This is a genomic window from Streptomyces glaucosporus (assembly GCF_039533345.1).
Lineage (GTDB): Bacteria > Actinomycetota > Actinomycetes > Streptomycetales > Streptomycetaceae > Streptomyces > Streptomyces glaucosporus.
On record NZ_BAAATJ010000024.1, the window covers coordinates 36,481 to 63,207 of the forward strand.

25 protein-coding genes and 1 pseudogene are annotated in these 26,727 nt (G+C 75.1%); 9 read left to right on the top strand and 17 right to left on the bottom strand.

Annotation, left to right across the window (positions count from 1 at the left end):
* Window positions 1–120: 120 nt before the first annotated feature.
* The 5 genes from ABD358_RS22090 to dhaK form a co-directional block, all read right to left on the bottom strand.
* On the bottom strand, window positions 121–1,083 hold the full coding sequence (locus tag ABD358_RS22090) for a sulfite exporter TauE/SafE family protein (protein WP_344632852.1): 963 nt from the start codon (window positions 1,081–1,083) through the stop codon (window positions 121–123).
* A gap of 180 nt (window positions 1,084–1,263) precedes the next feature.
* Window positions 1,264–1,722, bottom strand: a complete 459-nt coding sequence (locus ABD358_RS22095) for an RrF2 family transcriptional regulator (RefSeq protein ID WP_344632853.1) — start codon at window positions 1,720–1,722, stop codon at window positions 1,264–1,266.
* 68 nt (window positions 1,723–1,790) lie between these two features.
* Entirely contained in the window at window positions 1,791–2,210 is a 420-nt protein-coding gene (dhaM, locus tag ABD358_RS22100; protein ID WP_344632854.1) for a dihydroxyacetone kinase phosphoryl donor subunit DhaM, read from the bottom strand.
* Window positions 2,207–2,833 (bottom strand): dihydroxyacetone kinase subunit DhaL, encoded by a 627-nt coding sequence (dhaL, locus tag ABD358_RS22105; RefSeq protein ID WP_344632896.1) that lies wholly within the window; start codon window positions 2,831–2,833, stop codon window positions 2,207–2,209. The genes dhaM and dhaL overlap by 4 nt, the downstream gene beginning before the upstream one ends.
* Window positions 2,834–2,930: 97 nt before the next feature.
* Window positions 2,931–3,923, bottom strand: coding sequence for a dihydroxyacetone kinase subunit DhaK (gene dhaK, locus ABD358_RS22110; RefSeq protein WP_344632855.1), 993 nt, complete (start codon window positions 3,921–3,923; stop codon window positions 2,931–2,933).
* A 292-nt stretch (window positions 3,924–4,215) separates the two neighbouring features.
* Between dhaK and ABD358_RS22115 the strand changes: the two genes are divergently transcribed.
* Window positions 4,216–5,106 (top strand): universal stress protein, encoded by an 891-nt coding sequence (locus ABD358_RS22115; protein WP_344632856.1) that lies wholly within the window; start codon window positions 4,216–4,218, stop codon window positions 5,104–5,106.
* Window positions 5,107–5,195: 89 nt separating this feature from the next.
* Here the strand turns inward: ABD358_RS22115 and ABD358_RS22120 are convergent, their stop codons facing one another.
* The 6 genes from ABD358_RS22120 to ABD358_RS22145 form a co-directional block, all read right to left on the bottom strand.
* Complete coding sequence (locus ABD358_RS22120; protein WP_344632857.1) at window positions 5,196–5,462, bottom strand: metal-sensitive transcriptional regulator; 267 nt, start codon at window positions 5,460–5,462, stop codon at window positions 5,196–5,198.
* Between the two features lie 50 nt (window positions 5,463–5,512).
* Window positions 5,513–5,881 (bottom strand): thioredoxin, encoded by a 369-nt coding sequence (gene trxA, locus ABD358_RS22125; protein ID WP_344632858.1) that lies wholly within the window; start codon window positions 5,879–5,881, stop codon window positions 5,513–5,515.
* 137 nt (window positions 5,882–6,018) lie between these two features.
* On the bottom strand, window positions 6,019–6,885 hold the full coding sequence (locus ABD358_RS22130) for a sulfite exporter TauE/SafE family protein (protein WP_344632859.1): 867 nt from the start codon (window positions 6,883–6,885) through the stop codon (window positions 6,019–6,021).
* 5 nt (window positions 6,886–6,890) lie between these two features.
* The gene (locus tag ABD358_RS22135; RefSeq protein WP_344632860.1) at window positions 6,891–7,475 is read right to left on the bottom strand and encodes a rhodanese-like domain-containing protein; all 585 of its coding nucleotides are present in this window, start codon (window positions 7,473–7,475) and stop codon (window positions 6,891–6,893) included.
* Window positions 7,472–8,866 carry an MBL fold metallo-hydrolase gene (locus tag ABD358_RS22140; RefSeq protein ID WP_344632861.1) on the bottom strand — a complete coding sequence of 465 codons (1,395 nt, stop codon included), beginning with the start codon at window positions 8,864–8,866 and terminating at the stop codon, window positions 7,472–7,474. Before ABD358_RS22140 ends, ABD358_RS22135 begins: the two co-directional genes overlap by 4 nt.
* 372 nt (window positions 8,867–9,238) lie before the next feature.
* Entirely contained in the window at window positions 9,239–10,228 is a 990-nt protein-coding gene (locus tag ABD358_RS22145; RefSeq protein WP_344632862.1) for an anti-sigma factor RsbA family regulatory protein, read from the bottom strand.
* 788 nt (window positions 10,229–11,016) lie between these two features.
* On the opposite strand from ABD358_RS22145, the gene ABD358_RS22150 reads away from it, so the two are divergent.
* From ABD358_RS22150 to ABD358_RS22170, 5 genes are read left to right on the top strand one after another with little or no spacing between them, the layout of a single operon-like run.
* Window positions 11,017–11,895 (top strand): STAS domain-containing protein, encoded by an 879-nt coding sequence (locus tag ABD358_RS22150; protein ID WP_344632863.1) that lies wholly within the window; start codon window positions 11,017–11,019, stop codon window positions 11,893–11,895.
* Complete coding sequence (locus tag ABD358_RS22155) at window positions 11,892–12,305, top strand: STAS domain-containing protein (protein ID WP_344632864.1); 414 nt, start codon at window positions 11,892–11,894, stop codon at window positions 12,303–12,305. Before ABD358_RS22150 ends, ABD358_RS22155 begins: the two co-directional genes overlap by 4 nt.
* Window positions 12,289–12,762, top strand: a complete 474-nt coding sequence (locus ABD358_RS22160) for an anti-sigma regulatory factor (protein ID WP_425576385.1) — start codon at window positions 12,289–12,291, stop codon at window positions 12,760–12,762. Before ABD358_RS22155 ends, ABD358_RS22160 begins: the two co-directional genes overlap by 17 nt.
* Window positions 12,759–13,772: a SpoIIE family protein phosphatase gene (locus ABD358_RS22165; RefSeq protein WP_344632865.1), complete on the top strand. Its 1,014-nt coding sequence runs from the start codon at window positions 12,759–12,761 to the stop codon at window positions 13,770–13,772. Before ABD358_RS22160 ends, ABD358_RS22165 begins: the two co-directional genes overlap by 4 nt.
* Window positions 13,773–13,779: 7 nt before the next feature.
* A complete protein-coding gene (locus ABD358_RS22170) occupies window positions 13,780–15,069 on the top strand; it encodes a PP2C family protein-serine/threonine phosphatase (protein ID WP_344632866.1) in 1,290 nt (429 codons plus the stop codon).
* Between the two features lie 54 nt (window positions 15,070–15,123).
* Here ABD358_RS22170 and ABD358_RS22175 read toward each other — a convergent pair whose 3' ends face one another.
* The 4 genes from ABD358_RS22175 to ABD358_RS22190 all read right to left on the bottom strand — a co-directional run bounded on the left by ABD358_RS22175 (window position 15,124) and on the right by ABD358_RS22190 (window position 17,675).
* Window positions 15,124–15,381, bottom strand: coding sequence for a hypothetical protein (locus ABD358_RS22175; protein ID WP_344632867.1), 258 nt, complete (start codon window positions 15,379–15,381; stop codon window positions 15,124–15,126).
* 88 nt (window positions 15,382–15,469) lie between these two features.
* Window positions 15,470–16,327 (bottom strand): MBL fold metallo-hydrolase, encoded by an 858-nt coding sequence (locus tag ABD358_RS22180; protein ID WP_344632868.1) that lies wholly within the window; start codon window positions 16,325–16,327, stop codon window positions 15,470–15,472.
* Between the two features lie 111 nt (window positions 16,328–16,438).
* Window positions 16,439–16,891, bottom strand: a complete 453-nt coding sequence (locus tag ABD358_RS22185; RefSeq protein ID WP_344632869.1) for a DUF4383 domain-containing protein — start codon at window positions 16,889–16,891, stop codon at window positions 16,439–16,441.
* An 88-nt stretch (window positions 16,892–16,979) separates the two neighbouring features.
* A complete protein-coding gene (locus tag ABD358_RS22190) occupies window positions 16,980–17,675 on the bottom strand; it encodes a phosphodiesterase (protein ID WP_344632870.1) in 696 nt (231 codons plus the stop codon).
* Between the two features lie 186 nt (window positions 17,676–17,861).
* Here ABD358_RS22190 and ABD358_RS22195 point away from each other — a divergent pair.
* Window positions 17,862–19,388 (top strand): annotated as a pseudogene (locus ABD358_RS22195) (serine/threonine-protein kinase); the annotation flags it as partial.
* A 70-nt stretch (window positions 19,389–19,458) separates the two neighbouring features.
* Here ABD358_RS22195 and ABD358_RS22200 read toward each other — a convergent pair.
* Window positions 19,459–19,815, bottom strand: a complete 357-nt coding sequence (locus ABD358_RS22200) for an STAS domain-containing protein (RefSeq protein WP_344632871.1) — start codon at window positions 19,813–19,815, stop codon at window positions 19,459–19,461.
* 528 nt (window positions 19,816–20,343) lie between these two features.
* Here ABD358_RS22200 and ABD358_RS22205 point away from each other — a divergent pair.
* Both ABD358_RS22205 and ABD358_RS22210 read left to right on the top strand, forming a co-directional pair.
* A complete protein-coding gene (locus tag ABD358_RS22205; protein ID WP_425576386.1) occupies window positions 20,344–24,507 on the top strand; it encodes a SpoIIE family protein phosphatase in 4,164 nt (1,387 codons plus the stop codon).
* Window positions 24,504–24,806, top strand: a complete 303-nt coding sequence (locus ABD358_RS22210) for an STAS domain-containing protein (protein ID WP_344632872.1) — start codon at window positions 24,504–24,506, stop codon at window positions 24,804–24,806. The genes ABD358_RS22205 and ABD358_RS22210 overlap by 4 nt, the downstream gene beginning before the upstream one ends.
* A 62-nt stretch (window positions 24,807–24,868) precedes the next feature.
* Here ABD358_RS22210 and ABD358_RS22215 read toward each other — a convergent pair whose 3' ends face one another.
* A complete protein-coding gene (locus ABD358_RS22215; RefSeq protein ID WP_344632873.1) occupies window positions 24,869–26,665 on the bottom strand; it encodes a serine hydrolase domain-containing protein in 1,797 nt (598 codons plus the stop codon).
* Window positions 26,666–26,727: the final 62 nt, after the last annotated feature.

Genomic DNA, 26,727 nt, shown 5'->3' on the forward strand with positions numbered 1-26,727 from the left:
GGCGTGGAAAATGCCGCGGTGCGGCGAGCCGGGCGTGTGTGCGCCGGTCCGGTGCTCCGCTCCGGCGTGGGAATCGCTGACGATATCCCGCCCGCCTTCCGCGGTCTTCCGGAGGATTCCTCAGACGGCGGCCGATTCGCTGCTTCCCTCCTTCTGCCCGCCCTTCTCCCCGCGCTGGGCCGGAACCGTGTCCCCGCCGGCGGGGACGGGCTCGGGGGCGGGCAGGCGGCGGTGCTCGCGGATCGAGTGGGCGAGGGCGGCGGCCCACAGCACGTACAGGAGCGCGTAGACCGGGTACCGCACGGCGTCCCCGGCGCCGATCCAGTCGCCGTTCAGCAGGGTGCGCGTGTTGGTGACGATGATCAGGCCGCCCACCGCGGAGCCCAGGATGCGCGGGGGGACGTGACGGACCAGCCACGCGGCGATCGGAGCGGCGATCAGACCGCCCACGAGCAGGGCGCCGGCCCAGGAGGCGTCGATGCCCGCGGAGCCGAGCCCGGTCAGGAAGCCCAGGCTGGCGGCGACGGCCACCAGGAACTCGCTGGTGTCGATCGAGCCGATCACCTTGCGGGGCTCCAGCCGGCCGCTGGCCAGGATGGCGGGGGTGCCCACCGGGCCCCAGCCGCCTCCGCCGGTGGCGTCGACGAAACCGGCCACCAGGCCCAGCGGGGAGAGGAACCGCTTGCGCAGGGGCTTGCCGAGGCGGTCGGCGGGAAGCCCGGCGAGGGTGAACCGCAGCAGGACGTACAGGCCCAGGGTGAGCAGGACCAGGGCCATCACGGGCTCGGCCGCCTCGGTGGACAGCTTCGACAGGAAGGTGGCGCCGGCGAAGGCGCCGATCGCACCGGGTATGCCGATCTTCGCCACGACGCCCCAGTCGACGTTGCCGAACCGCCAGTGCGCCGCGCCGGAGGCCAGTGTGGTGCCGATCTCCGCCAGGTGCACGGTGGCCGAGGCGGCCGCGGGATTGGTGCCCACGGCCAGCAGCAGGGTGGTGGAGGTCACGCCGTAGGCCATCCCCAGACTGCCGTCCACCAGTTGGGCCCCCAGGCCGACCAGCGCCAGCACGATCAGTGTTCGCATGCCGCGCCCACCCTTCCGTCTTCCCTAGTTTTCCTACTGATTTTGTAGGGAAAACTGTCGCGGCATTCCCCCCGCCGGGTCAAGACGAGTCCGGACTGTGGGACGACGGGTGGGACGGCCTGCGGGACGGCGGCCGGTACGGGAGCGGGGAGAGGGGGAGCGACCCCTACGGGCCGGATGTCACGGGTTCGTCCAGGCCCCGGGATCCTCGGCCAGGGTGCGCACCAGGACCGGCAGCCGGTTCGCGGCCACATCGGCCAGCGTGACCTCGTCCAGGACCTTGCGGACGTTGGCGCGCAGCGCGATCCACAGCGGCAGCAGGGCCTCCGCGGGACCGGTGTAGGACAGCTCCGGCGGACGCGCGCCCCGCACCGAGACCAGCGGACCCTCCACCACGCGGATCACGTCGGCGATGGTGATGGTCTCCGCGGGCGCGGCCAGCCGGTAACCGCCGCTGCCGCCGCGCCGGCTGACCACGAGTCTGCCGCGGCGCAGGTCGGTCAGGATGCCCTCGAGGAACTTGTGCGGAATGCCCTGCGCGTCGGCGATCGCCTCGGCCTTGACCGGACTCTCGTCCCCCGCCGCGGCCAGTTCCAGCAGGGCCCGCACCGCATAGTCCGCTCTCGCCGAGATCCGCATGCGGGCATTATCCGGTACCCGGTGTCCGCCCGCCCGCCGGGGCCGCGCGGGACGGGCCCGTCCCGCGCTCACGCCTTGCGGTACTCGTACGCCTCCGCCGCGGCCGCCGCCACCGCGTCCAGGTCCGCCCCGGTGGAGGCGGTGACCACGGCCGCGACCGCCCCCTCCACGAACGGCGCGTCCACCAGCCGGGCGCGCTCGGGCAGATCGCCCTCGGCGAGCAGCGTCCGCACGGTCAGCACCGAGCTGCCCAGGTCGGCCAGCACCGCGACGCCCGCGCCCCGGTCCACCCGGCGGGCCGCGTCGATGATCAGGTCCGAACTGGTGCCCAGACCGCCCTCCCCGGTGCCCCCGGCCGGAGCCACCGGCACCGCGGGGCCGCCGGCGGCCAGACCGCGGGCCATGTGGGCGACGGACTCGGCCACCTGCCTGCTGTGCGAGACCAGGACGACGCCGACCAGCGCCTCCTCGCCACCCTCCGCGCTCACGCCGCCTCCCCGGTGCCGCCGGACGCCTCCGCGCCGCCGGCCCCCGTGTCCCCGGCGGCCTCGGCGAGAGCCGCGAAGAACAGCGCGGAGGAGGTGGCGCCGGGATCCTGGTGCCCGATGCTGCGCTCGCCCAGGTAACTCGCCCGCCCCCGGCGGGCCTGCATCGGCACGGTGGCGGCCGCGCCCTCCTCGGCGGCCCGGCGCGCCGCCTCGAAGCCGTCGCCCGACTCGCCCAGCGCCTCGATCGCCGGGTACAGGGCGTCCAGCATCGTCTTGTCGCCCGGCGCCGCCGACCCCAGCTGCGCCACGGCCTCCACCCCCGTCCGCAGGGCGTCCCGCAGCAGTGCGGCGTCCACGCTCCCGGCGTCGCCCAGGGCCTTGCCCGCGCGCCGCAGCAGCGTCCCGTACAGCGGGCCGGAGGCGCCGCCGACGGTGGAGATCAGCCGGCGCCCGGCGAGGACGAGCACGGCCCCGGGAGTGGCGGGCCTCTCCTCTTCCAGGGAGGCGACGGCGGCGGCGAGACCCCGCCGCATGTTGGCGCCGTGATCGGCGTCGCCGATGGCGGAGTCCAGCTCGGTCAGCCGCCCCGCCTCCCGGTCCACGGCGGCCGAGACCGCGGACATCCAGCGGCGGAAGAAGTCGGTGTCCAGTACGGCGGTCACCACGGTCTCCTCTGTCGGTGTCGTCCCTGCTCCGGTGTGCCTGCCCCGGGCGCCCGCCTCACATGCCCCAGCGCAGCCCGGGGGTGCGCACCGGCGCGTCCCACAGCCGCAGCAGCTCCTCGTCGGCCTGACACAGCGTCACCGAGCAGCCCGCCATGTCGAGGGAGGTGACGTAGTCGCCGACGAGCGTACGGGCCACGGCCACCCCGCGCTCCCCCAGCACCCGGTGCACCTCGGCGGCGAACCCGTACAGCTCCAGCAGGGGAGTGGCGCCCATGCCGTTGACCAGCGCCAGCACGGGCCCGTCGGGGCGCAGGTCCTCCAGCACCGCGTCCACCGCGAAGTCGGCGATCTCCCCGGAGGTCATCATGCCGCGCCGCTCGCGGCCCGGTTCGCCGTGGATGCCGACGCCCAGCTCCAGCTCCCCGGGCGGCAGGTCGAAGGTGGGGCCGCCCTTGGCCGGGGTGGTGGGGGCGTCCAGCGCGACGCCGAAACTGCGGGAGGACTCGTTCACCTGCCGGGCGATCGCCTCGACCCGCTCCAGCGGAGCGCCCTCCTCGGCCGCCGCGCCCGCGATCTTCTCCACGAACAGCGTGGCCCCGGTGCCGCGCCGGCCGGTGGTGTGGGTGCTGCCGTCCACCGCCACGTCGTCGTCCACCAGCACTTTGGCGACCTGCACGCCCTCGTCCTCGGCCAGTTCGGCGGCCATGTCGAAGTTCAGCACGTCCCCGGTGTAGTTCTTCACGACGAACAGCACGCCCCGGCCGCTGTCCACGGCCGCCGCGGCCCGCGCCATCTGGTCGGGAACCGGGGAGGTGAACACCTCGCCGGCGCAGGCGGCGTCCAGCATGCCGGGGCCGACGAACCCGCCGTGCAGCGGCTCGTGCCCCGAACCGCCCCCGGAGACCAGACCCACCTTGTCCGCCACCGGCGCGTCCCGGCGCACCACGATCCGGTGCTCGACGTCGACCGCCAGGTCCGGATGGGCGGCGGCCATGCCGCGCAGGGCGTCCGCCACCACCGTCTCCGGCACGTTGATCAGCATCCTCACGACTACCTCCGGGTGGTCTCGGCGGCTCCGGCAGCCCTGTCACCGATCTCGCCGGCCGCCCGTCGGGGCCGTACGGCCGGGGGATCAGTATCGCGGCGAAGTGTGTCCCAGGTCACCCCCGCGCCGCGTGTTCACGCGGCGGGGAACCGCGAAGAGCGTGCCCGGCACGCCCCCCGGCGGGGGACCGGAAGTGGGCCGAACGGCCCTGTGGCGGGGACGCGGCGGGGCAGAAGATGAGGCGGAGGACAGCGTACGAACGGACGGCGCGCGCCGCGCGGAAACGAGGAGAGCGATGAGGAACGGACCGGTCGTGGTGGGAGTGGACGGCTCGAAGCCGAGTCTGGACGCGGTGGCCGCGGCGGCCCGCGAGGCGCGGCTGCGCGGGGTGGGGCTGCGGGTGGTGCACGCCTTCCTGTGGCCGGCGATGCACGTGCCGCTGGGCCCGTCGCCGACGGGACCGCCCGATGGCGGGCTGCGCAACATGGCCGAGCGCCTGGTGGCCGACGCGGTGGAGCACGCGCGCACCGCCGAGCCGGAGGTCGAGGTCGAGGGCGAGATCGTCACCGGCGAGCCGCTGACGGTGCTGGAGCGCCGGTCGCGCGACGCCGCGCTGACCGTGGTCGGCAGCCGGGGACTGGGCGGCTTCACGGGGCTGCTGCTGGGCTCGACCGCCGTCCACCTGTCGGCGCACGGCCGCTGCCCGGTCATGGTGGTGCGCGGCAGGCCGGAGCCGGCCGGCCACGTCCTGCTCGGAATGGACGGCTCCCCGGCGGGCGAGGCCGCGGTGGAGTTCGCGTTCGCGGAGGCGTCGCTGCGGGGCGCCGGCCTGGTGGCCCTCCACACCTGGAACAACTGGACCGGGCCGGCCGTCGGCGGCCCCGGTGAGCCGCTGCCCCTCGTCTACGACATGGACATGCTCCGGGACGAGGAGGAGCGGGTGATGGCCGAGGCGCTGTCCGGATGGCAGGCGAAGTACCCCGAGGTCACCGTGCACCGCCGCCTGGTGCAGGCTCGCACGCGTCCGGCGCTGATCGAGGCCAGCGAGGACGCGCAGCTGCTGGTGGTCGGGGCGCGCGGGCGCGGGGGGTTCGCCGGCCTGCTGCTGGGGTCGGTCAGCCAGGCCGTCCTCCACCACGCGCACTGCCCCGTCGCCGTGGTGCGGCACCGGGAGGCGGAGCACTGACACCGTGCTCTTTCCGGTCCTTCCGCCGGGCAGCGGAAGGACCGGAAAGAGCCGAGGGACCGGAAAGAGCCGAGAGGCCGGGAGGGGCGTCAGGAGAGGGAGAGGAAGAGTTTCTCCATCTTCCGGGTGTCGAGGCCGTCGGCTCCGTCCTCCTGGGCCAGGCACTGCTTGAGGCCGGCGGCGACGATGGAGAAGCCCGCCCGGTCCAGCGCCCGGCTGACGGCGGCGAGCTGGGTGACGACGTCCTCGCAGTCGCGGCCCTCCTCCAGCATGCGCACCACGGCGGCGAGCTGGCCCTGGGCGCGCCGGAGCCGGTTGGCGGCCGGGCGTATCGTCTCGGGGGGAAGCTGGACCATGGCGGTGGTTCCTTTCGGCCGGCCGGGTTCGACGGGAGGGACCGCCGGGTTCACTCCCCGGACTTCTGGGCGGCGATCGAGGCGCGCACCTCGTCCATGTCCAGCTCGCGGACGGCGGTGATCACCTGGTCCAGGGCCTGGGGCGGCAGGGCGCCGGGCTGGGCGAAGACCAGGAGGCCCTCGCGGAAGGCCATCAGCGTCGGGATCGAGGTGATGTTCGCCGCGGCGGCCAGGGCCTGCTCGGCCTCGGTGTCGACCTTGCCGAAGACGATGTCGGCGTTGGCCTCGGACGCCCGCTCGTAGACGGGGGCGAACATCCGGCACGGCCCGCACCAGGACGCCCAGAAGTCGACCAGGACGATGTCGTTGCCGGTGACGGTCTTCTCGAAGTCGGCGGCGGTCAGGGCGACGGTGCTCATGCGATTCCTTCCGAAGGTCCGGATTGATACCCCCTGGGGTAAGGAACGCCGGGGCGGTGCCGAACATTCCCCGGCGCGCCGACACGTCGGCACGCCGGGACCCGGAAGGCGCCACGCGGAGGCGCTATGCGGAGGTGCTACGTGCCGTGCACGGCGCGTCGCAGGGGGCAGCGGTCGACGAACCCGTAGCACAGGCCCGCTCCGGCGCCGAGCGAGGCGAGCCCGACGGCGACGGGGAGCCGCAGGCCGGCGGGGGCCTGCTGGAGCAGGGTGAGGGCGCCCATGGCCAGCACGAACCAGGCGAAGGCCCGGGAGAGGACGGCCGCGGGGACGCGCCCGGCCAGCTTCGCCCCGGCGAGGGAGCCGGCGACCGCGAAGCCGGTGACGGCCAGGGTCAGACCCCAGTCGACGGGGACGGTGGTGAGGTAGCCGGCGAAGCCGGCGGCGGACTTCATGGCGATGACCAGCAGCGAGGTGCCCACGGCCACCGGCATGGGCAGCCCGCCCAGCAGGGCCAGGGCGGGGACGACCAGGAAGCCGCCGCCCGCGCCGACCAGGCCGGTGGCCAGGCCGACGGCCGCGCCGTCCAGCAGCACCCGCCCCACCGGGAGCCGCCGGTGGGGCCGGTCGGGGGCGGTGGTGCGGCGGCCGCGGAGCATGGCGGCGGCGGTGGCGATCATCATGACCGCGAACGCGGCCAGCAGGACCGTGTCGGGGATGTGTCCGCCGATGAGGCCGCCGGTGTAGGCGCCGGCCATCCCGGCGGCGCCGAACAGGGCGCCGGTGCGCCGGCGGACCCGTCCGCCGCGGGCGTGGCCGATCACGCCCACGGCGGAGGTGACGCCGACGACGAACAGGGAGGTGGCGATGGCCTCCTTGGCGTCCAGCCCGGCGACGTGGACCAGCAGCGGCACGGCCAGGATCGACCCGCCGCCCCCGAGCAGGCCCAGGGAGACGCCGACCAGCAGGGCCAGGGCCAGGACGAGGACGAGTGCCGGCGTCACGGCGGTCACCGGCTGCGGTCGGCGAGCCGTGCGACGGCCCGGCGCGGGTCGAAGGACGGCGTGCGGTTCCACGGCATCCTCGACAGCAGTACGCCCATGGCGCAGGTGTTGCTGACGGCGGCGAAGGCCAGTCCGCCGCCGACGAACGCCGACAGGAGCTGCATGCCGGGCACGGCGAAGCTGCCGAGGGCGCCGATCAGGACCAGGGAACCGGCCACCAGGCGCACCTGCCGCTCCATGTCCCAGCGTTCCCGGCCGCGGTCGACCGGGGCGCCGGCCCTCTCCCAGGCGGTGATCCCGCCGGACAGGACCGCCAGGCCGGGCAGCCCGGCCTCGGCGAGGGCGCGCTCGGCCTGACCGGCGCGCTGCCCGGAGCGGCACACCAGCACCACGTCGGCGTCCAGGTGCTCCGCCAGCTCCTCGCGGTGCTCGCGCAGGACGTCCAGCGGGACGTTGTGGGAGCCGGGGATGTGCGCGGCCTCGAACTCGGCCGGGGAGCGGACGTCGAGCAGCCGGGGCGGGGTGCCCGAGGCGAGCCCGGCGCGCAGGTCGTCGGCGGTCAGGCTGCGGGGGGTGGTGGAGGGGGTCATGCGCTGGTCTCCTGTCGGTCGTCGGCGGTTTCGGGGGCGGGTGCGGCCAGGCCCAGGTCGCGGGCGCGGTCGAAGCCGTCGTCGACGGCGACGACGTCGCGGCCGCGGGCGTGGAGCAGGGACGCCGCGATCGAGGCGCGGTAGCCCCCGGCGCAGTGCACCCAGACGCGGCCTTCGGGAACCTCGTCCAGGCGGCCGGGGAGGTCGTGGAGCGGGATGTGCACCGAGCCGGGGACGTGCGCCCGGGCGCGCTCCCGGTCGCGGCGCACGTCCAGGACGACGGGGCCGCCGTCGCCGGCGTCGAGGGCGGCCTTGAGGTCGGCGAACGCGGCGCGTCCGAAGGAGGCCGGCGGTTCGCCGCCGGACCAGTCCCCGGGGCCACCGGTGGCCATGGCGGCCGGGCGGTCGATGCCGATGCGGACCAGCTCGCGCTGGGCCTCGGCGACCTGTTCGGCGGTCTCGCCGAGCAGGGTGAGGGGGGTGCCCCAGGGGATCAGCCAGCCCAGCTGGGTGACGAACTGGCCGTCCAGGCCGAAGTTGAGGCTGCCCGGCAGGTGTCCGGCGGCGAAGGCGGTGCGGTCGCGCAGGTCCACCACCCACTCGCCGGCCTCGATGCGGCGGCGCAGCTCGGCCGGGTCCGCCACGGACGGCGGGGACAGGTCCGGGGCGGTGGGGCCGGCGGCGTTGGCCGGACCCATGTGGGCGTAGTAGGCCGGGAAGGCGTCCAGGCCGGCCAGGAGCCGCTCGACGTAGGCCCCCTCGTCGGCGGTCAGCGCGGCATTGGTCTTCTTCTCCTGTCCGATGGTGCTGGACGCCCCGGTGGCCTGGGTGGCGGAGCAGAACGATCCGAAGCCGTGGGTGGGCCAGACGGCCGCCTCGTCCGGCAGCTCGGCGGCCAGCCGGTGCGCCGAGCGCCACTGGGCCCGCACCAGGGTGTCGGTGTGCTCCGGGCCCAGCAGGTCCGGACGTCCGGTGGTGCCGTACAGCAGCGAGCCGCCGGTGAACACCGCGACCTGCCCCCCGTCGGCCTGGAGGGCGTAGGACAGGTGGGTGTGGGTGTGTCCCGGGGTGTGGATGGCGCGCACCCGCATCGCGCCGACCTCGACGACGTCGCCGTCGCGGATCGGGGTCCGCTCGTAGGCGACCTCGTCATCGGCGTTCACCAGGTAGGCGGCGCCGGTCTCGCGGGCCAGCGCCAGGCCGCCGGTGACGTAGTCGTTGTGGATGTGCGTCTCGAAGACGTGGGTGATCCGCACCCCGGCGGCCTCCGCGAGGGCGGTGACCCGGTCGTGGTCGCGCTGCGGGTCGACCACCAGGGCCACGGAGCCGTCGTGGACCAGGTAGGTGCGGTCGCCCAGGCCGGGGGTCTCGACGGGAAGGACGGTGACCATTGCCTCTCCTCGGGGGTGGCGGGTTCGCCGGGTTCTTCCGGGGCGGCGGGCCGTGGCCGGGCGGCTCGGGGCCGGGGGAGGGCTGCTGCGCACTCTCTTCCGGAAATACCCGGGGGGGTATGCCGGGGACAACCGTAACAGGAACCGGTTTATGCCCCGGGGGGTATACGGGTGAGGCGTGGGTCACGGAGACCGGCCGGGGGTCGGGGGAGGCGGACGGTGCGGCCCGGCGGCGGGCCCTCGCGGACGGCGGGGACCGGCACGGGGAGCGCGGTGTCGCCGAACGGAGGCCGGCGAGCGGGGGAGCACCGCGGCGGGACGGGCGGGGAGCCCGGCGGTGGAGCGGCGGACGCACCGCCGCCCGGACGGTTCCTAGGAGGAGGCGGAGCCGTCCGGCAGGGCCATGTGCAGCCGCAGGGTCAGGCCGTCGGCCGTGGCGCGGGACTCCACCAGGTCGCAGAGCTGGTGCATCATCCACAGGCCGCGTCCGCCGTCGGCCGAGTCCAGGGTCGGACGGCGGCGGCCGGCCAGCGGGTCGGTGAGCCGCCCGCGGTCGCTGATCTGGGCCACACAGGACGTGCGGTCGGCCCACAGGCTCAGGGTGCCGCGCCCGCCGCCGTGGGCGATGGAGTTGGCGGCGGCCTCGGCCACGGCCAGGACGAAGTCGCCCCGGCGGGGAGCGTCCAGCCCGGCCTCGTGCGCCCAGGAGTCCGCGTGGTGGCGCACCTCGCCCAGGTCGCCGGCGGCGAACACGACGGTGCGGGCGCCGGCGGGAGCGGGGGCGAGCGGCAGGGCGTCGCAGTCCGCGTTGACGGCCGCGGGCCCGGCGTAGTGCGGACTGGGCCGCTCCGTGCCGCCCTCCCACAGGACCGGATGGGTGCGGCACGCACCGTCGCGCACGGCCGGGGGCAGCGCGGCCGTGTCGTAGGGGCACAGGATCGTCGCGGTGCGGCCGGTGAAGGCGGCGTTGATGAGCGCCTCGTGCCGGGTGGCCTCCACCACCTCGGCGGGGGAGCGCCGAGCCCAGATCGGCTCCCCGACGATACGGGCGGGACGGCCGGCGTGCCGGTCGGCGAAGTCCCGCAGACCGGCCAGGATGCGGCCGGGGTTGCGGCCGAACTCGGTCATGTCCACGAGGGTGAGGCGGTCGGCCGGGCTCTTCCCGGCGCCCAGGTACTCGCGCAGCAGCCCCAGCCGGGGGCCGGGAACGGCGACGAGGACGGGGTCCCCCGCGTCCAGCGCCGCGGTGACGAAGCCGCCCACCCCGGCGAGGTACTCCTCGGACGTCCGGTAGAACAGCGCGGGATGGACGAAGGGCTCCGGGTCTTCCCGCCCGGCGTGAGGGTGTTCGCTTCCGGTCACGGGAGGACCGCCTCTGGCGTGGCGAGGGGATGCGGGGGAGAACCGGCCGTGCGGGCCGGCGGCCGTGGCCCGGTCCCGTGCGGGCGTGGGCGGGCGACCGCCGGTGCGGCTGCGGCGGCGGGGAGGATGCACCGGACGCGCCGGCGCGGCGCCGGCATCGGTACGACGGTGAACACCTCCAACTCGTCCAACTCGGTCCTCGGCTCTGCTCCACGGGAGCGTGTGCCCCGGGGGGACACCCGCACACCGGCTTCTCCGCCCTCCGGCCGCGCGCGGCCCGGGGCGCTCCGCGTCCACCGGCGAGGCGGCCCGGTCGCACGGGAAGGGTACAGCGGCCCCGGAGTGCGCCTTTGGAAGCCCCGGCGCCCCGGCAGGGGGCGGGAGGACGACGGGAGGACGGTGCGGGAGGATGACGGGGGACGGTGCGGGAGGGGCGCGCGTCCGGACCCCGGACCGCGACGCGGTCACGGGCGTGGGACCCGGGCCTCCCGGCGACCGTTCCGGCGGGGCCGGCCCCTGCGTCCCGCCGGAACGGTCGCCGGGAGGAAACAATCGCGGTGTTCGGCATCAGGAGCCGGTTTCGGGGAAGGCCTCGGAAAGCCGGAGTGCGCCACCGCTCCCTGACACGGCCCGAGTTGGGGCCCTCTCCGGCTCTTCCGGCCGCTGTTAACATGTGCCGGACAGCAACAAAAGGGACGATGAGTACTGGCTTTGTCGTCCCCCCAGATCCAGCCGGGCGCCGAGGCGACGGGCGTGGGCCGGCGAGAACGACTGTGAGAGGGCTTGTGGTGAACGCCAGCGACGCAGCCGTACGAGACCGGTTGACGAGGGCACTGCGGGAGCGCGGCGACGAGATCGCGGACCGGTGGGTGCAGTTGCAGCGGGAGCGGGCCGCCATCGACATCGGCGAGAGCGAACTCCGGGAGGAGGCCGACTCCCTGATCCTCCTCCTCGGCGGGGCGCTGAACAACAATGAGCAGAGCATGGCCAGCGTGGTCGGCACCCACGGCGACCTCCGCGACGCCGTGATGGAGCTCTCCCTGCGCAGGGAGCGCAGCGGCGCGGACCCCACCGCCACGTCCCTGGCCATCCTGGCCCTCAAGGACGCCGTGCTGGAGGCCGTGGAGCGCGACAACAGCGACCCGCGCGAGCTGTTCCCCGCCGCCCTGATGATCAACCGGCTGCTGGACGAGGCCGCCGCGCTCTCCTTCAGCGCCTACGTCGAGCGCCGGGAGGAGATCATCCAGCGGCAGAGCCGCCAGCTGCTGGAGATGTCGACCCCCGTGGTGCACCTGTGGCGGCAGATCCTGGCCGTTCCGCTGATCGGCACGCTGGACACCGCGCGCACCCAGGTGGTGATGGAGAACCTGCTCCAGTCCATCCAGACCCACGAGGCCAGGGTGGCGATCATCGACATCACCGGTGTGCCGACGGTGGACACCGCCGTCGCCCAGCACCTGATGCAGACCGTCAACGCGGTCCGGCTGATGGGCGCGGACTGCTTCATCAGCGGCGTCCGCCCCTCCATCGCGCAGACCATCGCCCAGCTCGGCATCGACCTGTCCACCATCCTCACCCGCGCCACCCTCGCCGACGCCCTGGCCGCCGCCGTGGAGATGACCGGCCAGGAGTCGCCGACGACCGCCGGAGCCCCGACGAACCGATGACCAGCTCCCGGCCCATGGACGTGCCCATCATCAGGCTCGGTGACGTGCTGGTCACCGGGCTCATCAACGAGCTCGACGACAAGGCGGCGACCGCCTTCGCCGAGGAGCTGACCGAGCGCATCGCCGCCGAGCGGGCCAAGGGGGTGCTCATCGACATCTCCCGGCTGGAGATCATCGACTCGTTCGTGGCGCGGACCCTGACGGAACTGAGCACCATGGCACGGCTGCTGGGCGCCCGGGTGATCGTGGCCGGCATGCGGCCGCCCGTGGCGATCACCCTCGCCGAACTCGGACTCCAGCTCACGGGGGTGGAGACCGCGCTCAACGCGGAACAGGGGATGGCCGCACTGGGCTGGCACCACGCCCCCCGGCCCCCGGAAGGGGGGACCCGCAGTGAAGCTCTCGGGTGAACGGACGGCCGGCGCCCCGGTGGTTCCCGCGGCCGGCGGAGACGGCCGTCGCGGCGATCCCCCCGCCACGCTCCCCGTCCGCAACGACGAGGACCTCATCACCGTCCGCCACGCGGTGCGGGCGGCCACCGTCGAGGCCGGCTTCGGGCTCGTGGACCAGACCCGCGTCGTCACCGCCGCCAGCGAACTGGCGCGCAACGCCTACATCCACGGCGGCGGGGGCACGGTGACCATCGAGTTCCTGCGGCAGGCCGGCCGCAGGGGAATCCGGCTGACCGTCCACGACGAGGGGCCGGGCATCCCCGACGTGGAAGCGGCCCTGGCCGACGGGTTCACCACCGGCGCCGGCCTGGGACACGGGCTGGGCGGCGCCCGCCGCCTCATGCACGAGTTCGAGCTGCACACCGCGACGGGAAAGGGCACCACGATCAGCGCGACCCGCTGGACGACGCAGTGAGCCGATCGTCCTCCGTCACCGAGGGCCTGACCGACGAGATCCGCATCGACCACGAGAGCGCGATCCACCTGGCCGCCACCGCGGCGCGCGACTGCGCGCTGCGGTGCGGCCTGCCCGGCGCCATGCCCGACCAGGCGGCGGTCCTCGCCAGTGAACTGGCGGGCAACCTGGTCAAGCACGCCACCGACGGAACGGTGTACGTCCAGCCGTTCCGGCTCGGCACCGGGGTGGAGGTCCTCGCCGTGGACCGCGGCCCCGGCATACGCGACCTCGACCGCGCCATGGCCGACGGCTACACCACCACCGCGGGCTCCCTGGGGGCCGGCCTCGGCGCGGTGCGCCGGATCGCCACCGAGTTCGCCATCCGCACCCGCGTGGGAGTCGGGACCGTGGTCTGCGCCCGCCTCTCCCCGCCCGACGAACCCCCCTCGCCGCGCTGGGACACCGGCTCGGTGTGCCTGCCCGCCAAGGGCGAGCGGCACTGCGGCGACGCCTGCGCCGTGGTCGGCTCCGGCGACGTGCTCACCGGGCTGGTCGTCGACGGACTGGGGCACGGCCTCTCGGCGGCCGAGGCGGCCCGGTCCGCCCTGCGCTCCTTCCGCACGGCGCCCGACCGCCCCCTGGACGACATCCTGACCTCGCTGCACCGCAGCCTGCGCCACACCCGGGGCGCGGCCGCCGGTGTCCTGCGCCTGCACCCCGACCGCGCCGAGTACTGCGGCATAGGCAACATCCGGGCCGTGGCGCTCTCGGGCGGGGAGGTGCTCCACCGGCTGGCGGGCCAGCCCGGCATCGCCGGATGGAACGTCCCCACCCCGCGGGTCCGGACCCTCCCCCTGCCGCCGGGGGCGGTGGTCGCCCTCCACAGCGACGGCATCGAGTCCCGGTGGTCCCACTCCCCGTCCGCCTTCCTCCTCAGGCTCCCCCCGCCCCTGCTGGCCGCCGCCCTGGCCCACGGCCACCGGCGCACCCGTGACGACGCCACCGTGCTCACCGTCCAGGCGGTGTAGAGGTCCCATGACAACCGACAACGACACCCCCCACTACACGCTGCCGAGCCTCCGCCGGGCCGTCCGCGGGATCGCCCGCCTCCACCGGCTGCCGGTCGAGACCAGGGCACGCCTGGTGATGTCCGCGGCGGACCTGGCGCGGACCGAACTCGCGGCCGGGCGGCCCGTACGGCTGGGAACCCGCGTCGAACCGGAGCAGGGCTGCGGGACACCGCACCTGGTGATCACGCTCGACACCCTCCAGGCCGTCGACGCCGACCGCGGCCGCGACCTCCCGGCCCTGCCGCTGCCCGCCGAGCTCGCCGAGGGCGGCACGGCCACCTGGCGCGTACCGCTCCCCGCACAGCCCGGCGGTGTGCCGCAGGGAGGGGCCGTGCCGCTCCCGGGCGGCAGCGTGCCGCGGCCGGCGGGCGAGTCGCCGTCCTCCGAACTGCAGGCCGTGGAACAGGAGCTGAGGGCGGCGCTGGCCCGCATCGACGCCCTCACCGCCGAGCACCGCAGACTCAAGCACGAACTCGCCGAGACCAACCGGGGCACCCTCGCCCTCTACGTCCAGCTGGAGGAGCGCGACGAGCAGCTCCGCAAGGCCCACGGCCAGACCCTGCGCGAGCTGGAGGACGCCCTGCGGCCCTCGCCGATCGAGGTGGAGGGCCTGGAGATGGCCGTCCACTACGCCCCGGCAGGCACCGACGCGCCCACCGGCGGAGACCTCTACGACTGGCTCCAGCTGCCCGACGGCACCGTCCACATCACCGTCGTCGACGCCCTCGGACACGGTGTGACCAGCACCCGCGGCGCGCTCAACGTCACCCACGCGGTGCGGACCCTGGCCCTGGAGGGGCATCCGCTGGAGTCGATCATCGCCCGGACCGCCGAGATCCTGATGCCCTTCGACAGCGAGCTGATGTCCACCGTGCTGCTCGCCCGCATCGACCCCCGGACCGGCGACCTGTACCTGGCCAACGGCAGTCACCCGCCCGCCCTGCTGCTGCCCGCCGGCGGAGAGCCCAGGTACCTGGAGGTGCGCGGCCGGGGCATCGGCTACCCGCTCGCGGGCAGCGAGCGGCTGCTGCACACGAGGATGGCGCCGGGGGACCTGCTCGTCCTCTACACCGACGGGCTCACCGAGAGCCGGCGGGACCCCCGGGAGGGCGAGAAGCGGCTGGTCGAGGCGGTCCGCCGCCACGCGGACAGGCCCATAAGGGAGATCCCCGGCGCGATCGCCGAGGACATGCACACCATCATCCTCCACCCCGACGACACCCTCGCCCTGGCAGTGCGCGTCCTCCGTCCCTGACCGGCGGCGGGACGGCCGCCGGTCAGGGACGGAGGACGCGGGGACGGCGCCGGGTCAGGCGCCCAGTTCCGCGACCACGGCCTCCAGCCGCGCCGCCAGCGATTCCAGCTCCCCTTCGGAGGGCTCCCCGGGACCGAGCCGGCCGCGGAGATCGTCGCGGGAGACCACCTCCACGGCCCCGCGCCAGCGGTCCGTGCCCGCCTCCTCGGCGGAGACGACCCGGGCCCGGCCCTCCAGCAGGACCAGACGGGGATCGCGGTCGGGGGAGCGGAGCAGCTCCCGTACGTGCTCGGCTGTGATCGTGCTCGGCACCTGTGTACGCCTTCCTCTCCGGGTCGCGGCCGCCGTGCGCCGGCCTTCCTCACCGTGTGCCCGTCCGGGTGCCCGCCCCGCGGGCCGTTCAGACGCGGGCGGTCCCGGCCGTCCCGACCAGTCCGTTCGCGTCGACGGTCACCCGCTCCCCGCGGGGGCAGTGGACCACCCCGGAGGGGAAGCCCGGCCGTGCGGTCTCGCGGAGGAAGTCCGACAGGGGGGACTTCATGACGCCGTAGTCGTCGTAGTGGACGGGCAGCACCCGGCGCGGGCGCAGCACGGAGACCAGGTCCGCGCCCTGGAACGCGTCCATGGTGACCAGCAGCCCGCCCGGGAGGGTGGTGCCGCCGAGGTGGACCACGGCCAGGTGGATGTCCGGGCAGCGGCGCGCGATCTCCTCGACGCCGGGGAACATCAGCGTGTCGCCCGAGATGTACATCCGCAGCCGCACGGGCCCTCCGGGATCGCCGAACTCCAGCAGACTGCCCATCACCGGGGGCAGCAGGAAGCGCACGGGTCCCGGCCCGTGCCGCCCGGGCAGGGCGGTGACGCGGACCTGGCTGCGCCCGCGGACCAGTACGTGGTCGTGCCAGGTGGGCAGGCCGGTGGCGCGGCTGAACCCGTGGAGCCCCTGGAGGCGGCGGGAGGCGTGCGGCGTGGTGACGATCGGCAGGGAACGGGGCAGGCGGCGGCGGGCGACGCGGTCCCAGTGGTCGCCGTGGAGGTGGGACAGGATCACCGCGTCCAGGTCGGACGGCAGTTCGCCGACCGACAGGGCGGGGTCGGCCAGCCGCTTCGACAGCAGCCCCTTGCCCAGGTAGGCGTACTGGCCGCGGTGGAGGAAGTTGGGGTCGGTCAGCAGGGTCAGATCGCCGTAGCGGATCAGCAGGGTCGCGTTGCCGACGAAGAGCATCTCGGCGGACCCCGGGGGCGGTGCGGACGTCATGGCGGGGAACCTCCTCGTCCCTCACCGGACGCGGCGGCGGTCCGGCGTTCTCGGGGCCCGGTGCCCGGTGGGGCGGCCGCGGGGCCGCCCCACCGGTGTCCGGCCCACCCGTCAGGCGGTCGAGTGGCGGCGGCCCAGGAGCGTGCCGAGGCCGATCATGCCCACCCCCAGCAGGAAGTGCAGCCAGTCGTCGGCCGTGTTCAGGGGCACGAAGTTCGCCCCGCTGTCCTTGTCGATGATCAGCCCGTAGAGCCACAGCAGCAGGTAGATCAGACCGCCGCCGATCAGGAACGCCCTGGCCCCGGCCGCACTGCGGGCCATCGCCAGCCCGGCGACGCCGAAGGCGAGGTGGACCAGGTTGTGCAGGATCGACACCTTGAAGATGCCGAGCAGATGGGCGTCCGAATGGTGTCCGGCGAACGTCATGTCGCCGTAGTCGGTGGTGATGCCGGGGATGAACCCCAGGATCCCCACTCCCAGGAAGATCGCCCCGACGATCTTGGCGGCGTTGGACAACGCCGATCCGCGTGCTGTGCCCGTGGTGCTCGGGCCTGTCCTGGCCATCGTCATCATCTCCACACGTTCGGGTGGAATACCGGCAATTCCGGTCTACCCCGGCCTTCAGGGGGGAAACGGGCGATCCGACTGCCCCTCAGTTGCGTCCCTGCCGCGAACCCTCGTACGCCGCGCGCCGCACCGTCCCCAGCGCGGGCCCCGGCTCCAGCCCCGGCAGGCTGTGGCCGTAGACGTCGTACCCCGGGGTGGCCTCCGGGGGCTCCGGCAGCGTCGCGCCGACCGTGAGCACCGCGAAGGTCCGCCACCGGCCCAGCGGCTCGGCGGCCCGCAGGTCGAACACCAGCGGCTTCTCCGCCAGCGCCCGCCGCAGGACGGGGGGACTGCCGTGGACCGGGCGCAAACGGCGGCGCGGGAAGGCGGCGAGCACCATGGAGCGGCCCCCGACGCGGTACGGCAGCAGGACGGAGTACGGGCCGCCCAGCGCGTCACCGCGCGGCAGGGGCAGATGGCGCAGCGCGGGGAGCCGCGAGGAGGAGGTCAGCAGCAGGTCCAGGTGACGCCCGGGGCCGCCGGCGTCCACCACCCGCACGGCCAGTCCCAGCCAGTCGGGCAGCGGTGCGGGCAGGCCGGCCCCGCGCGACAGCCGTACCGCGCAGGCGTGGCGGCCCGGCTCGTCCAGCCACGGCACCCCCCAGGACGGGCCGGTGCCGCCGGTCACCGTGATCTCGCCGGTGCAGGTCAGTCCCCGGGGGTGGAATGCGGGAGCGCGGCGCATCCGGGCGAGCCGGCGGAAGCCCGCCCGGGTGCCGCGTGCGCGTAGAGGAGGTGACACTCTGTCCACGGTTGCCGCCCCCCGGAGATCGAAACCCGCGCCCGGCGCCTCCCCGGGGCGCTCCGGAGCGCCCCGGGGAGGCCCGACACGGCGCCACCGCCTTACCGGTTCGTCGGGAAAGGGCTCATACTGGGCGGGCCGGGGGGCGGCACCAGGGCATCGGGTGAGAGGGGGCGGCAGCGCGCGATGGAGAAGAACACCCTGCTCCAGAACCGGTACCGGCTGCTCGACCTCGTGGGACGCGGCGGCATGGGCCAGGTGTGGCGGGCGCGGGACGAGTCGCTGGGCCGCGCGGTCGCCGTCAAGTGCCTCAAACCGCTGGGGCGGCAGACCGACCCCCGTTCCATGAACGCGCTGCGGGAGCGCTTCCGCCGCGAGGCCCGGGTCGCGGCCTCGCTCCAGCACCGCGGTGTGACCGTGGTCCACGACTTCGGCGAGCACGACGGGGTGCTCTACCTGGTGATGGAACTCCTCGACGGGCACAACCTCAGCGAACTGCTGGAACTGGGCGGCCACCGGCCGCTGCCCGTCGCCGACCTGTTCGACATCGCCGAGCAGATCGCCGACGCCCTCGCCTACACCCACGACCAGGGCATCGTGCACCGCGACCTCAAGCCCGCCAACGTGATGCGCACCACCGGCGGCACGGTGAAGATCTGCGACTTCGGCATCGCCCGGCTCGGCCACGACATAGGCTTCACGGCCAAGCTCACCGGCGGCGGCATCACCATGGGCACCCCGCACTACATGTCGCCCGAGCAGATCGCCGGAGCCCCCCTCGACCACCGCAGCGACCTCTACTCGCTGGGATGCGTGCTGTACGAGATAGCCACCGGTGTGCCGCCCTTCGACCTCGACGACGCCTGGGGCGTCATCGTCGGCCACAGCGAGACCCCGCCGCGGCCGCCCCGCGAACTGCGCCCCGACCTTCCCGGGGAACTGGAGCGGATCATCCTCGACCTGCTCGCCAAGGACCCCGACGAGCGTCCCGGGGACGCCGCCGAACTCGGTCTCCGCACCGCCGCCGCCCGCCGCGTCGCGCACCCGGCCGGGCACGCGACGCGGCCGCCCGCGCCCCCGCGGATGCCGCCGTGGGCCCAGGGCATGAGCACCGGCGCCAAGGCCGTCGCCGGCTGGCCGGCCGGACCCGTGTCCCCCGGGCACCCCGGTGTCCTCAGCGGCCCGTGGACCGGCCCCGGCCCGACGCGGTTCCCGTCCGGCGGCGAGCCCGCCGCCGACCTGCCGGCCGTGCTCGCCAACCGGCACAGCGCCGGGCTGAGCCTGGGGCGGCTGGGCCGCTGGGAGGAGGCGGGGGAGGCGCACCGGGCGGTGGCCGCCGAGCGGGAGCGAGTGCTGGGGCCGGGCCATCCCGACACCCTCGCCAGCCGCCACGAGGCCGCCCACGCCCTGGGACGGCTGGGCCGCTGGAAGGAGGCCCTGGACGAGGCCCGGGCGGTGGCCGCCGAGCGGGAGCGAGTGCTGGGGCCGGGCCATCCCGACACCCTCGCCAGCCACCACGAGGCCGCCCACGCCCTGGGACGGCTGGAGCGGTGGGAGGAGGCCCTGGAGATCTTCCGCCGGATCGCCCGGATCCGCGCGGACGTGCTGGGACCAGATCACCCCGAGGCGCTGGCCGGCCGCAACGACGAGGCCCACTGCCTGGAGCGGCTCGGCCGCAGCGCCGAGGCCGCCGAACTGTACCGCCGGGTGGCGGCGCCGGGCTGCGGAGGGAAACGGGGCGACGCCTGAGCCCGGCCCCGGCCCCGCCCGCATCCGGAGCGGATCACCGGGTGAGGGCCGCCGCGGCGTCGTCGACGCTGTCGTGGAAGGCGAAGATCTGGTCCAGGCCGACGATGGTGAAGACGCGCTTGATGTCGTCGTCCAGGCCGGCCAGCGCCAGGCCGCCGCCCGTGGCCTGCGCGCGGTGGTGGGCCGTGATCAGGACGGTGATGCCGGTGGAGTCGCAGTAGGTCAGCCCGGACAGGTCGAGGATGATCGAGGTTCCCGGAGTGAGGGGCGACTCGTCCAGCGCGCTGTGCAGCCGGGGAGCGGTGTGGTGGTCCAGTTCCCCGGCCACCGTCAGCACGTGGGGGCCTGCGGAGTGGGTGCGGGACGTGACGGTCAGATATCGGTCGGACACCGGTTCTCCTGTGCGGGGTGGTCGGTCTGGTCGGTTGCCGGGACGGACGGGGCCGGCAGCGCGATGTCGTCGTTCACGACCGGGCCCGGAGCCGTGACGGGCCCGTCCGCGGTCGCCGGCGGGCCCGCCGTCCACGCGGCCGCCCCTCGACGGTGACGGCACGTCGGGTGCCCGGCCGCACCCGCGGTCCCTCCGCCGCCGGGGACGCCGGCCGCGCCGGTGCGACGGCCGCCGGGGACGGTGACGGGGGCGGCGGCCCGTGCGACCGCCGAGGCGCTCCGGTCGAGCGGCCCGCCGGAGAGCGGGTCCGCCACGCCGGCGGGTACGGGGGCGGCGGGTGCCGTGGCGCTGTTGCTCATCCGCGGTTTCCCCTCTGAGCCGCCCGGCCGTGAACTCCGGGCCGCGCCGCAGGTGACGGGCGAACGTCCGTATCCTACGGGGTGGGCCGGGGTACGCGGCGGTCGGTGCCGCCGTCCCGTCGGCACCGGTGCCGGTCCGCGGGCAGTCGGTGGCGAGGAGGGTGGGGACATGGGCGGCGGGGACCGTGACGAACCGGTCGGGTCGATCTTTCCGGGGCACGGTGAGATGGCCGGGCGGATGCGCGCCTTCCCCTGGGAGGACATCGCGATGGGGCCCCCGGCCACCTGGCCCATGAGCCTGCGCACCGCCTGCCGCATCTGCCTGACCTCCCGCTTCCCGATGATCCTGTGGTGGGGCGAGGACCTGCGGTTCCTCTACAACGACGCATACCTGCCGCTGCTGGGGGACAAGCACCCCGCCCTGGGCAAGCGGGGCGATCAGGTGTGGAAGGAGATCTGGCACATCGTCGGCCCGATGCTGCGCTCGGTGATGGAGACCGGCGAGGCGACGTGGTCCGAGGACCTGCTGCTGCCGATGAACCGGCACGGGTACTGGGAGGAGACGTACTGGACGTACTCCTACAGCCCGCTCCACGACGACGAGGGCCGGGTGTGCGGGGTGTTCACCGCCGTCACCGACACCACCCGGCGCGTGGTGGGCGAACGGCGCCTGGCCGCGCTGCAGGACCTGGGAGCCCAGGCCGGCATCGCCCGCAGCGTGGAGGAGGCCTGCCGGCTGGTCGCCCGGGCGCTGGAGCGCGCGGAGCGGGACGTGCCCTTCGCCGCCGTCTACCTGCGGCGCCCCGGCGACGAGGGCGGCGGGCCGGTCCTGGCCGCGGTCAGCCCCTCGAACGCCGCGCCCGAGCCCCTTCCGGACGGCCCCGGCGGCTGGCCGCTGGAGCGGGTGCTGCGCACCGGGGAGCCCGTGGTCGTCGAGGACGTCGTGGAGCGGTTCGGCCGGCTCCCCGCCGGAGGGTGGCAGGCGCCGCCGACACAGGCGGTGGTCCTGCCGCTGCCCGGGGAGACCGGCGCGGAACCGGTCGGAGCGATCGTCCTGGCGGCCGGCGCCGGACGCGTCCTGGACGACGGCTACCGCACCTTCCTGGACCTGGTCGCCCGCCAGACCGCGGCGCTGGTCAACGGGGCCGTGGCCTACGAGGTCCAGCAGCGCAGGGCCGAGGAGCTCGCGGAGCTGGACCGGGCCAAGACCGCCTTCTTCTCCAACATCAGCCACGAGTTCCGCACCCCCCTCACCCTGATCACGGGGCCCCTGGAGGAACTGCGTGCCCGGCTGGCGGGCGCCGACGACCGGACGCGCGAGGAACTGGAGACCATCCGGCGCAACGGGCTGCGCCTGGGCAAGCTCGTCAACACCCTGCTGGACTTCTCCCGCATCGAGGCCGGCCGGATGCGGGCCCGCTACGAACCGGTGGACCTGGCCGCCGTCACCAGGGAACTCGCCAGCGTCTTCCGGTCGGCGGTGGAGAGAGCCGGCCTGGCCTTCGAGGTGGACTGCCCCCCGCTGCCCGAGCCGGTCCACATCGACCGCGAGATGTGGGAGAAGGTGGTCCTCAACCTCCTGAGCAACGCGCTGAAGTTCACCTTCGAGGGCTCCATACGCGTGGAGCTGGGCACCGGGGACGGGCAGGCGGTGCTGCGGGTGTCCGACACCGGCGTCGGAGTGCCGGAGGACGAGCTGCCGAGGCTGTTCGAGCGGTTCCACCGCATCGAGAACGTCCGTGCGCGCTCGAACGAGGGCAGCGGCATCGGGCTCGCGCTCGTGCGGGAGCTGGTCGGCCTGCACGGCGGCGCCATCACCGTTGACAGCGTCGAGGGCGAGGGCACCGCCTTCACCATCCGGCTGCCCTTCGGCTCCGCCCACCTGCCGGCCGATTCCGTGGTCCCCGCCGGGACCGCCCCGGCGTCCTCCGGCGCCGACCCGTTCCTCCAGGAGGCGCTGCGCTGGCTGCCCGGCGCCGGGCAGGACGTCCAGGAGGACCCCGCCCCGGCCGGCTCCGGCGGCGCGGCGCCCGGCGGCGCGGTGCCCGGAGCGGTACGGGCACACGTACTGGTCGCCGACGACAACGCCGACATGCGCGAGTACCTGCGGCGGCTCCTGTCCCAGAACTACCGGGTCACGACGGTCCCCGACGGCCGGGCCGCCCTGGAGGCCGTCCGCGCCGACGCCCCGGACCTGGTCGTCAGCGACGTGATGATGCCCCGCATGGACGGCCTGCGACTGGTGGCCGCGCTGCGCGCCGACTCCCGCACCGCCGGGGTGCCCGTGCTGCTGCTGTCGGCCCGGGCAGGGCAGGAGGCCTCCATCGAGGGGCTGGAGGCCGGTGCCGACGACTACCTGGTCAAGCCGTTCTCCGCCGCGGAACTGCTCGCCCGCGTCAGAGCGGCCGTACAGCTGGCGCGGCTGCGCAACCACCACGCGCAGTGGCGCACCGCCCTGGTCGACTCGCTGCAGGAGGCCTTCTTCGTCCTGGACGAGGAGGGCAACGTCATCGAGATCAACTCGGCCTTCACCGACATCCTCGGCTTCGGGCCCGAGGGCCTGCCCTACCGGCCGCTGCACCCCTGGTGGCCCGACGAGTCCCAGGACCCCGAGGCCCACCGGATCGCCCAGGACGCCTTCGCCCAGGTGGTGGGCCGGACGAAGGGCAGCTACATCACCCCCGTGACCCACCGGGACGGGCGCCGGCTGTGGGTGCACGCCACCTTCAACGAGGTCAGGGACCCCGACACCGGTCGGCGCATGGCGGTCGGCACCTTCAGGGACGTCACCGCCGAGCGCCTCACCGCCCAGCGCGAGGCCGCCCTCGCGGCCCTGGGCGTACGGCTGTCGGAGGCGTCCACCCTGCCCGAGGCCCTGCGGTCGGCCCTGGAGGAACTGTGCCGGCTGTGGCAGGCGCGGCGGGCACTGGCCGTCACCTGGGGCGAGGACGGCCGGGCGGAGCCGGTCGCGAGCGTGCCCGGCGAAGAGAGCGTGCCCGGCGAAGGGGAGGAGCTGTCCGGCCCGGTCCGCGAGGCGGTCGGCGCCCTGCGCGGCCGCACCCCCCTGCAGCCGGTGGCCACCGAAGACCCCCCGGGGCTCGGCGTCACCCTGGAGCACCCGGGCGGCCCGCTGGCGCTGTGGATCGAGTCCGTTCCCCACCGCCCCTTCATCTCCGAGGACCACACTCTGCTCGCGGTGCTGGGCGGCCACCTCGGCCAGGCGCTGCAGCGCATCCACACCTTCGAACAGCAGCGCGAGACGGCCCTCGCCCTCCAGCGGGCCATCCTGGGCCCCGTCGACCTCCCCGACGGATTCGCCGTCCGCTACGAGCCGGCCGCCCGGCCCCTGGAGGTGGGCGGGGACTGGTACGACACCGTCGAGCTCCCCGACGGCCGCATCGGCATCGTCGTCGGCGACTGCGTGGGCCGCGGCCTGCAGGCCGCCACCGTCATGGGCCAGCTGCGCAGCGCGTGCCGCGCCCTGCTCCTGGAGTCCCCCGAGCCCGCCCGGGTCCTGTCCGCCCTCGACCGGTTCGCCGCTCTGGTCCCCGGCGCGGCGTGCGCCACCGTCTTCTGCGGGGTGCTCGACCCCGAGACCGGGCGGCTCGCCTACAGCAGCGCCGGTCATCCCCCGGGCATCCTCACCCACCCGGACGGCACCACCGAACTGCTCGACCGGGGCCGCTCCGTCCCGCTGGCCGTACGACCGGACCGCTCCCGGCCCGAGGCCGCCTGCACCATGCCGCCCACCGCCACCCTGCTGCTGTACACCGACGGCCTGGTCGAGCGCCGCCGCCGTCCGCTGAGCGACGGCATCCACCGGGCGGCCGCCGCCGCCCGGCAGGGGCTCAACAGCGCCCTGGAGGACCTGGCCGGCGACATCATGACCGGCATGGAGCCGCCCAGCGGCTACGACGACGACGTCGCCGTGCTGCTGTACCGCCACCCCCGCCCCCTGGAGGTGTCCTTCCCGGCCGACTCCGCCCAGCTCGCGCCCGTCCGCAGGAGCCTGCGGACCTGGCTCGACCGGCTGGACATCAGTCCCCGCACGGTCCAGGAGGTCCTGGTGGCGGTCGGCGAGGCGTGTGCCAACGCCATCGAGCACGGCCACCGCCACACCCCGGGGCGCACCGTGCGCCTGACCGCGTCCGCCACCACGGACGACCTGCACCTGACCGTCGCCGACACGGGCCGCTGGAGGACTCCGCAGCCCGAGGCGAACCCCCACCGCGGCCGAGGGCTGGCTCTGATCCGCGCCCTCACGAACCGGGTCACCATCGTCCCCGGCGACACCGGGACCACCGTAGACATGCATGTGAGGATCAGCCGATGACCACCGCCCTGACGATCACCAGCCACCGGCAGCCGGACGGCACCCCGGTCCTCACCGCCGCGGGGGAGATCGACATGAGCAACGTCGGCGACTTCCGGGACGCGGTGGACCGGGCCGCCGCGGGCGCCGAGCGCCTCGTCATAGACCTCACCGCCGTGGAGTACCTGGACAGCGCGGGCCTGACGGTCCTGTTCGCCCATGCCTCCCGCCTGGACCTGATCGCCCCGGAGCTGCTGGACCCGGTCATCACCGTCTCCGGGCTCGCCGACCTGGCCACCGTCCGCGTCGCCCGGCCCTGACCGGCCCGGCCCGGCCCTGGCCGGTGAGGGGGCGTCCCCGGGGCGCCCGGCCGCCGGGGCCCTCAGTCCGCCGAGGCCGTCCAGCCCTCGGCGACGACGCGGCCGGCGTCCCTCCGGCGGGAGTCGTCGAACAGCACGCGTCCGCCGTCCTCGATCCGGATCCCGTCGACGTACGCGCCGCGGCCCACGTAGCGGGCGTCCGTGGTGTACCGCCAGCGCAGCCGCACCGCCCGGCCGCGCCAGGCGTCCAGACCGGCGACGGCCCGGTGCCAGACCCGGCCGGAGAAGCCGTACAGCGTCCCGGCGGGCCGGTCCACCGGGTCGGCGCCGCGGCGCGAGACGGTGAACGGGACCGGCTCCCAGGACGCTCCGCCGTCGCCGGACGCCTCCAGGCGGAGCACGTCCCGGTCGCGTTCGGTGTCCCACCACACCGAGAAGCGCAGCCGCGGCTCCTCTCCGCGCGGCGTCACCTCGGGCAGGGCGAGGATGGCCGTGGAGGCGTCCGCCATCCCGGAGAACCAGGCGGCGCGCCCGTCGGCGGGGCGCACGGGCACGGCCCGGGCCAGGTGCGTGGCGGCGGACACGCGCGGGGCGCTGCCGGAGCGCCAGGAGCGCACCGGGTGCACGGAGTTGCCCAGCAGTACCAGGAAGGTGTCGGTGGTGGGGTCCAGCACCAGGCAGGTGCCGGTGAAGCCGGTGTGCCCGGCCGTCCGCGGAGTGGCCATGGCCCCCATGAACCAGTGCTGGTACAGCTCGAAGCCCAGGCCGTGCTCGTCGCCGGGGAAATCGGTGTTGAAGTCGTGGAAGAGCAGGTCCACCGACTCCTCCGCCAGGATGCGGACGCGGCCGTACGCGCCGCCGTTGAGCAGCGTCCGGCACAGCACGGCCAGGTCCCGGGCGCGCGAGAAGACCCCGGCGTGCCCGGCGACCCCGCCGAAGGCGTACGCGTTCTCGTCGTGGACCTCGCCCCACACCATGCCGCGGTCCAGGCCCGACCAGGGGCGGCGGGCGTCCTCGGTGGCGGCGATGCGCGGCCTCCAGGAGGCGGGCGGGTTGTAGCGGGTCCACCGCATGCCCAGCGGCCCGGTGATCTCCTCGCGCAGCAGCACGTCCAGGGTTCTGCCGGTGACCTTCTCCAGCACCAGGTGGAGGGCGATGAGGTTCAGGTCGGAGTACCGGTAGACCGTGCCCGGCGGGTCGAGGGGCCTCTCGCGCCACAGCCGCCGCAGCCGGTCCTCCCGGGTGGGTTCGGCGTACAGGGGCAGCCAGGCGGCCAGGCCCGAGGTGTGGGTGAGCAGGTGGAGCAGGGTGATGCCGTCCTTGCCGGCCTCGCCGAACTCCGGCAGGTACGAGGCGACGGCCGCGTCCAGGGCCAGCGCGCCGCGCTCGATCTGCTGGACGGCCAGGATCGCGGTGAACAGCTTGGAGACGGAGGCGAGGTCGTAGACGGTGGCGGGGGTGGCGGGAATTCGCCGGTCGGCGGGGAGTTCGACGCCGGTGTCGGTGGCCTCGTCGTAGGCCGCGTAGCGCACGGCGTGGCCGATGCCCTCTTCCAGGGCGATGGTGCCGCCGCGTCCGGCCAGCAGCACCGCCCCCGCGTACCAGGGGTGCTCGGGGGAGGGGCCGAGGAAGGCCCGCGCGTCCTCCACCAGCCGCCGGAGGTGCTCCTCCAGCAGCCCGGCCTGCCGGGCGCTGCCGCGGCGCAGCACGGGCGCGCGGGATCCGGAGGGGGAGGCGGGCGCTGCGGCGCGGGCGGCCGCGACGGGCGCCGAGGCGAGCAGCAGGCCGCCGCCGATCGCGAGCGCCCGCGCGCCGAGCTGCCGTCGGCCCATGGTCCGGCCCGGTGCGGAATCGTTCATTCCGTGACCCCCTTGGGGAGTGGGTGGTGGGAGGGGCGGTGTGCGGCGATGAGGAGGAACGC

Bases quoted from the DNA above. Each gene is read 5' to 3' on its own strand.
- ABD358_RS22090 (WP_344632852.1), bottom strand. From the start codon at position 1,083: ATGCGAACACTGATCGTGCTGGCGCTGGTCGGCCTGGGGGCCCAACTG.
- ABD358_RS22095 (WP_344632853.1), bottom strand. From the start codon at position 1,722: ATGCGGATCTCGGCGAGAGCGGACTATGCGGTGCGGGCCCTGCTGGAA.
- dhaL (WP_344632896.1), bottom strand. From the start codon at position 2,833: ATGTCCGCGGTCTCGGCCGCCGTGGACCGGGAGGCGGGGCGGCTGACC.
- ABD358_RS22115 (WP_344632856.1), top strand. From the start codon at position 4,216: ATGAGGAACGGACCGGTCGTGGTGGGAGTGGACGGCTCGAAGCCGAGT.
- ABD358_RS22120 (WP_344632857.1), bottom strand. From the start codon at position 5,462: ATGGTCCAGCTTCCCCCCGAGACGATACGCCCGGCCGCCAACCGGCTC.
- trxA (WP_344632858.1), bottom strand. From the start codon at position 5,881: ATGAGCACCGTCGCCCTGACCGCCGCCGACTTCGAGAAGACCGTCACC.
- ABD358_RS22135 (WP_344632860.1), bottom strand. From the start codon at position 7,475: ATGACCCCCTCCACCACCCCCCGCAGCCTGACCGCCGACGACCTGCGC.
- ABD358_RS22140 (WP_344632861.1), bottom strand. From the start codon at position 8,866: ATGGTCACCGTCCTTCCCGTCGAGACCCCCGGCCTGGGCGACCGCACC.
- ABD358_RS22155 (WP_344632864.1), top strand. From the start codon at position 11,892: ATGACCAGCTCCCGGCCCATGGACGTGCCCATCATCAGGCTCGGTGAC.
- ABD358_RS22170 (WP_344632866.1), top strand. From the start codon at position 13,780: ATGACAACCGACAACGACACCCCCCACTACACGCTGCCGAGCCTCCGC.
- ABD358_RS22180 (WP_344632868.1), bottom strand. From the start codon at position 16,327: ATGACGTCCGCACCGCCCCCGGGGTCCGCCGAGATGCTCTTCGTCGGC.
- ABD358_RS22185 (WP_344632869.1), bottom strand. From the start codon at position 16,891: ATGGCCAGGACAGGCCCGAGCACCACGGGCACAGCACGCGGATCGGCG.
- ABD358_RS22205 (WP_425576386.1), top strand. From the start codon at position 20,344: ATGGGCGGCGGGGACCGTGACGAACCGGTCGGGTCGATCTTTCCGGGG.
- ABD358_RS22210 (WP_344632872.1), top strand. From the start codon at position 24,504: ATGACCACCGCCCTGACGATCACCAGCCACCGGCAGCCGGACGGCACC.
- ABD358_RS22215 (WP_344632873.1), bottom strand. From the start codon at position 26,665: ATGAACGATTCCGCACCGGGCCGGACCATGGGCCGACGGCAGCTCGGC.